The sequence below is a fragment of the Paraburkholderia sp. SIMBA_053 genome, assembly GCF_046534895.1.
Lineage (GTDB): Bacteria > Pseudomonadota > Gammaproteobacteria > Burkholderiales > Burkholderiaceae > Paraburkholderia > Paraburkholderia caledonica.
The window spans coordinates 1-260 of sequence record NZ_JAWRXU010001002.1; the positions used below are offsets into that span (position 1 = coordinate 1).

The following is a 260-nucleotide window of genomic DNA, read 5'->3' on the forward strand; positions in this document are numbered from 1 at the left end:
TCGTGCTTCTTGTCGGCCTGAGCAGGCACGTTGGCTTCCGCCGCGACAGGATTGTGTGGCAGAAAAGTGTGCCGACGCAGCAGGCATGGCGAATCGTACTGGCAGAGTTTGATTCAACCAATCCCGTTTTCTTTTTCGGGTATCTTCCCACCGAGCCGTCCGATGAGCAGTTGGCCCAATGGGTGGACGCCGGTCTACGCGCGTGTGTCGCTGACCAGGTTTCCGTGCGTCCGAACGAGATAGATATCTCCAGAAAGCTT

General features: G+C 56.9%; 1 protein-coding gene. It reads left to right on the plus strand.

Annotated features, from left to right (window positions below; all coding sequences use genetic code 11):
* Window positions 1-260: hypothetical protein (locus SB753_RS38630; protein WP_410805358.1), on the plus strand; the 260-nt coding region annotated here is incomplete at both ends.